3 protein-coding genes and 2 tRNA genes are annotated in these 5,144 nt (G+C 39.6%); 3 read left to right on the forward strand and 2 right to left on the reverse strand.

From position 1 onward, the window contains the following. Positions 1–147: 147 nt before the first annotated feature. Positions 148–231: transfer RNA gene (locus J6U00_RS04960), tRNA-Leu, on the reverse strand. A gap of 43 nt (positions 232–274) precedes the next feature. Further along, positions 275–351 (reverse strand) — tRNA-Pro (locus tag J6U00_RS04965). A gap of 213 nt (positions 352–564) precedes the next feature. Between J6U00_RS04965 and J6U00_RS04970 the strand changes: the two genes are divergently transcribed. The 3 genes from J6U00_RS04970 to J6U00_RS04980 form a co-directional block, all read left to right on the forward strand. Next, the gene (locus J6U00_RS04970) at positions 565–1,797 is read left to right on the forward strand and encodes a UDPGP type 1 family protein (RefSeq protein ID WP_296579708.1); all 1,233 of its coding nucleotides are present in this window, start codon (positions 565–567) and stop codon (positions 1,795–1,797) included. Between the two features lie 71 nt (positions 1,798–1,868). Continuing rightward, positions 1,869–3,602 carry an ABC transporter ATP-binding protein gene (locus tag J6U00_RS04975; protein ID WP_296579712.1) on the forward strand — a complete coding sequence of 578 codons (1,734 nt, stop codon included), beginning with the start codon at positions 1,869–1,871 and terminating at the stop codon, positions 3,600–3,602. Next, positions 3,595–5,144, forward strand: a 1,550-nt coding sequence (locus tag J6U00_RS04980; RefSeq protein ID WP_296579715.1) for an ABC transporter ATP-binding protein, incomplete at its 3' end; no start/stop codon positions are given. The genes J6U00_RS04975 and J6U00_RS04980, both read left to right, overlap by 8 nt.

Genomic DNA, 5,144 nt, shown 5'->3' on the forward strand with positions numbered 1-5,144 from the left:
GCCGAGATTTATTATACTATATTATATTAATAAAGTCAATAGTATTTTAAAAATTACTTCGAAAACAGGTTTTTATTATTTAATGTCATTATGCAAGTAACATATAAGAAAAACGCAGGCTTTCTGTTAGAAAACCTGCGTTTTGAATGCCGCTGACCGGACTTGAACCGGTACGATATTGCTACCGAGGGATTTTAAGTCCCTTGTGTCTGCCAATTCCACCACAGCGGCTTAAAAAACGGTATATCGTATATTGACGATATACCGCCGTTTCTGGTCGAGGTGACAGGATTTGAACCTGCGGCCCCTACGTCCCGAACGTAGTACTCTACCAAACTGAGCCACACCTCGACAGCAATAATATTATACTACAAATGGGAAGTAATGTCAAGTGTAAATATTTTTTGTTTAATTATTTTTATTTTTTTACAATAGTTTGAGGAATAGTTAATAATAGTATTTTGGATATAGAGGTTCACATATTGATTCGATTGACTTATTAAACTATTTATGTTATAATGTATAAAATATAATCGGAATATACCGATTTTAAAGGAGGAGTTTATGATTAATCGTGAAAAAGCAATGAGTATTATTACGAAATACAGACAAGAACATCTGCTTCAATATTATGATGAACTGAGCGATGAGGAAAAAAATGAGCTTTTGAAGCAAATAGAGCTCATAGATTTTTCCGTGCTTGAAAACCTTAATGGTGGAAAAAATATTGCAGATATACGCGGCACATTTGCACCTCTCGGTGCCGTTACTATTGGTGATATCGCATCAAACAGCAAGGAGTATATCCGAACCGGTGTTGAAGCTATAAAAGCAGGTAAGGCGGCTGCTGTACTTCTTGCTGGCGGACAGGGCACAAGGCTTGGTTTTGACAAGCCGAAGGGAATGTTCAATATAGGCGTTGACAAAGAACTTTACATATTTGAGTGCCTTATAATTAACCTTATGGATGTTGTTGAACTTGCAGGTACATGGATCCCTCTCTACATCATGACCAGTGAGAAAAACAATAAGGATACTATGGATTTCTTTGCAGAAAAGAACTATTTTGGCTATGATTCTGATTATATCCATTTTTTTATACAGGATATGGCACCTTCCGTTGACTTTGACGGCAGGATATTGATGGAAAGCAAATCAAGGATATCCGTTTCACCTAACGGAAACGGCGGTTGGTTCTCATCTCTCGTAAGAGCTGGTCTACTAGAAGATATTAAGAAAAAAGGCGTAGAATGGATTAATGTTTTTGCAGTGGATAATGTGCTTCAGCGCATTGCGGATCCTGGATTTTTAGGCGCTGTAATAAAATCAGGATTTCAGTCAGGCAGTAAGGTTGTAAGCAAGGCTGCTCCTGAAGAAAAAGTTGGCGTACTTTGCCTTGAAGACGGAAAGCCATCTATCGTTGAATACTATGAGATGACCGATGAAATGAGGACTCTTATTGACGAAAACGGCGAACTTGCATATAAGTATGGTGTTATACTCAATTATCTTTTCAATGTGAACAAGCTTGAAGAAATATGCGATAAAAAGCTTCCGGTTCATGTTGTGGACAAGAAAATACCATTTATGAATGAAAACGGAGATTATATCATTCCGACTTCTCCGAACGGACATAAATTTGAAACGCTTGTTCTTGATATGGTGCATTTGCAGGATAGCTGTCTAGCTTATGAGGTCGTGCGTGAAAAAGAATTTGCACCTGTCAAAAATGCCACAGGAGTGGATTCTGTTGAAACTGCAAGAGAGCTTCTCAAAGCTAACGGCGTAGAAATATGATTACAAGCGACACTTCCGAAGTTACGGGAGTGTCGTTGTGTATATTAAACATTCGGGTGATGAATCAGAAAATGAAAAATCTACTAAAATTATTGAAAAATTACAAAAAGGAGCTTATTTTCGGTCCGTTTTTCAAGCTTCTTGAAGCCATTTTTGAATTGATCGTACCTATTGTAATGGCTAAGATAATTGATAACGGTATAGGCAGCAGAAATTCAAGCTATGTAATAAAAATGAGCGGACTGATTGTTTTGCTCGGAGTATGTGGTCTGTGCTTTGCTCTGACCTGTCAATATCTTGCTGCAAAATGTGCTTATGGATTTGGAACAGAACTAAGAACAGCACTTTTCAAGCATATAAATTCGCTGTCTTGCAGCAGTATTGATAAGATAGGTACTTCATCTCTTGTTAACAGGCTTACGAACGATACAAATACCGTACAGAACGGTGTTAATATGTTTATCAGACTTGCTGTCAGGGCTCCTTTTCTTGTTATTGGAGCTGCTGTTATGGCTGTAACGATAGACATGAAGCTTTCGGTTATATTCTTTATCGTAGCTCCTATCATATCTGCTGTAATATTTCTTATTATGAGGAAAACGATTCCTATGTATAAGAAAAATAAGCAATATCTTGATCGTGCCTCAACGCTTACACGAGAAGGACTTGAAGGCGCAAGAGTTATAAGAGCTTTTTCGCGCCAGCAGGAAGAGATCAATAAATTCAAAGATGCTTCGGACGATATATCATCATGTTCAATTGCTGTCGGAAAAATATCAGCAGTACTCAATCCTGTTGCTTTTATGGTCATGAACCTTGGAATAGTGGCCGTAATATGGTTCGGCGGCAAAAGGATTGATACAGGTGGTCTTACACAGGGAGAGCTTACCGCATTTACGAACTATATGACGCAGATACTTCTTGCATTGGTAGTTCTTGCAAATCTTATTGTGATTTTCACAAAAGCGTTTGCATCTGCGAACCGTATTAGCGAAGTTTTCGCTCTTGCACCTGAAGAAAGAGGTGAAATTTCCGTTCTTGGTAATTCATGCGAAAATTTCATAGAATTCAAGAATGTTTCCTTTGCTTACGAGGACGCTGGTGATTATTCAATCAAAAATGTAAGCTTTACAGTTAAACGTGGCGAAATGCTCGGAATAATAGGCGGAACAGGCTGCGGTAAAACAACGCTCGCCAATCTGATACCCTGTTTTTACAGGGCATCAGAGGGGAATGTTTCGGTCTCGGGCGTTGACGTTAATAATATAGCGCCAGAGTTACTCAGGAAAAGGATAGGAACGGTTCCGCAGAAGGCTGTGTTATTTACTGGTACTATTCGTCAGAATATGCAGTGGCAAAAGGCTAACGCAACAGATGAAGAAATAGTTTCAGCGCTTAAAACAGCGCAGGCATGGGAATTCGTCAGTCAGATGCCGGACGGACTTGACACGATAATATCACAGGGTGGAAAGAACTTTTCGGGCGGTCAGAAGCAGCGTATAACTATTGCTCGGGCGCTTGTCGGCGAACCTGATATAGTTATTCTGGACGATTCTACAAGCGCACTTGACTACAAAACAGATCTTGCATTCAGACAATCACTACGCACAGAACTTCCCAATACTACGATAATTATGATCTCTCAACGCACTACCTCTCTAAAAGATGCTGATAAAATAATAGTTATGGACGATGGAGAAGCAGTGGGCATAGGAAAACACGAAGAGCTGATTGAAAACTGTGAGGTTTACAGTGAAATATACTTATCGCAGATGAATCAGAAAGAAGGGACGGCCAATGGTTAAAATACTTAAAAGAGTTTTACAGTATGCTCGTCCCTACATTAAATATAGCATAATGGGAGTGGTTTTTGCAGCTGTTGGAGTATCTCTTTCATTAGCAGTACCTGTTTTCATAGGCGAGGCTATAGACTGTTGTATAGGTGCTGGAAAAGTAGATTTTCCAAGCCTATTCAAAATAGTAACAGCACTTGGCTCAATCGTTGCTGCAAGTACGCTTTTCCAATGGATGATGTGTCTTTGTACCAATAAATTGGCTTTTCTTACTATCCGCGACCTTAGGAATGATATTTTCAATAGGCTAGAGAGGGTTCCGCTGAGATATATCGACAGTCATACAAAAGGTGAGCTTACAAGTCGCGTCATCAATGATACAGAGATAATATCAGACGGTCTTTTGCAAGGTTTTGCACAGCTTTTCAGCGGAATTATCACAATTATTGGTACGCTAATCTTTATGATGACTATCAATTTCAGAATAGCTGTTATTGTCGTTATTCTAACGCCTCTTTCTTTTGTTGCCGCATCAAGGATAACAAAGGCTACCCATGAGTCATATATGAAACAGTCCAGGCTTCGCGGTGATATGTTTGGACTTGCTGAAGAACTAACAGGCAATCAGAAGCTCGTAAAAGCTTTTGTATACGATAAGCGCGCAGAAGAACGTTTTGATGCAGTAAATCAGGCTTACGGAAAGATAGGTGCGAAAGCAACCTTTTTCAGTTCCATGACCAATCCTACAACAAGATTTGTAAATGGTATAATATATGCAGCTGTCGGTATGCTTGGGGCTCTTGGAGTTATCGGCGGATTTTCATTTGTGAGCGCTATGACCGTAGGTAAGCTTTCGAGTTTCCTTGCATATTCTAATCAGTATACAAAGCCTTTCAATGAGATATCAGGCGTTATCGCCGAATTACAGAATGCAGTTGCCTCGGCTCAGAGAGTCTTTTCTGTGCTTGACGAGGAGGAGATACGTGATGATTCAGACAAGGAAGTGCTTAATTCCTGTGACGGAAGCATAAAGCTTGCAAACGTATTTTTTTCATATGATCCCAAAATTAAACTTATACAGGATTTCAGCCTTGATGTAAAGCCGGGTCAACGTATAGCGATCGTAGGCCCGACAGGTTGTGGAAAATCAACAATCATAAATCTTCTTCTTCGGTTTTATGATATTGACAGCGGAAGGATAGAAATATCGGGAATGGATATTTCAGATATTACGCGAACCAGCCTAAGGAGCAGCTTTGGCATGGTATTGCAGGAAACATGGATATTCACTGGAACTGTAGCAGAAAATATTGCTTACGGCGTGCCAGAGGCTACAAGGGAACAGGTAATTCAAGCTGCAAAAGCAGTATATGCTCATGGCTTTATAAAAAGGCTGCCTAAAGGCTATGATACAGTGATCAGCGAAGATAGTGGACTTTCACATGGGCAGAAGCAGCTTATATGCATTGCAAGGATAATGCTCATGTCTCCACCTATGCTTATACTTGATGAAGCTACAAGCTCTATAGACCTCCGAACAGAACAACGTATACA

Source organism: Ruminococcus sp., assembly GCF_017650195.1.
In the GTDB taxonomy this organism is placed as follows: domain Bacteria; phylum Bacillota; class Clostridia; order Oscillospirales; family Ruminococcaceae; genus Ruminococcus.

What these genes read in the sequence shown, in the direction of transcription:
- J6U00_RS04975 (WP_296579712.1), top strand. Translation starts at nt 1,869, where the DNA reads ATGAAAAATCTACTAAAATTATTGAAAAATTACAAAAAGGAGCTTATT.
- J6U00_RS04970 (WP_296579708.1), top strand. Translation starts at nt 565, where the DNA reads ATGATTAATCGTGAAAAAGCAATGAGTATTATTACGAAATACAGACAA.